General features: G+C 61.7%; 1 pseudogene. It reads right to left on the reverse strand.

Annotation, left to right across the window (positions count from 1 at the left end):
- A pseudogene (locus tag MWU77_RS24430) lies at positions 1-456 on the reverse strand (hypothetical protein); the annotation flags it as partial.
- Positions 457-935: the final 479 nt, after the last annotated feature.

Genomic DNA, 935 nt, shown 5'->3' on the forward strand with positions numbered 1-935 from the left:
CTGCGGAGCCGAAGCGTCTTCGATCAAGTCCGGATAGTTCTCGAGCGTGATCTCGGCGAACTCGTCTCGCAGGGTCAGTGCACCCTCGTCACTACCGGTGCGGTAGACGGTCGAATTGAGCATGGCGACTAGATCAGTGCCGGTGGCCTCGAACGCTTCTCGGCGGCGGACGGGGTGGGAGTCGAAGTGCAACCATCCTGCCGGCCCGTAGACCGCAGCGTCGGTGTTGTCCAAGGTTTCATTGTCGAGGAACCCGACGGCGCGGCCGAGGACCTTGTCGACATCGATCGGCAGAGCGGCGATCTGCTCGGTGGCGGTGGCCGGGAACCGATCGAGCAGAACTTGCTGTTCTGGCACGGCACGCACGATGGTGTCGGTGGCCCATGCGGTGTCGGTGCCCTCGTTGTAGGCGTAGGTATAGATCACGAACATCCCCCGTGCAGTGAATGCGCTCACGACGTGAGAGTCGTTCCTTGTATGAGTTCTAGAGGCATCCCACCGGTAGATGCCGGCAAATGTACCTGGTGGTTGCGGTAATCCAACCGGGGTTTGTGGGCCTGAACTGACCCCGTGTATGTACGGATGGTGGATCTCGTTCGTGGTGTCATGGAGGGCCTGCGCGACGCTGCTGGCGTCCTGTTCGGTGGGAAAACGCCACACGGCAACGCCGAATCTCCGGGAGTAGTCGGGAGTGCTTTGGAAGCTACGGAAACCACTGATGATCCCGAATTGCTTGGCAGTCTCCCTTGCGTCTGACGACAGAAGGTAACCGACTCCCCCGACGGTGACCGTGACATCGTTGACGGTGGTCAAGGCAGGGTCGATGGCGTGAGGGTGGATGACGTACTCGGCGAGACGCTGGCCTTCCACGGCGGGACCGTAGTCCCCGGCCAGTAGACCCTCGGCGGCGTAGTCCCGCGGTTCGGTCCTATACT

The organism is Rhodococcus sp. F64268, assembly GCF_023015605.1.
Lineage (GTDB): Bacteria > Actinomycetota > Actinomycetes > Mycobacteriales > Mycobacteriaceae > Rhodococcus.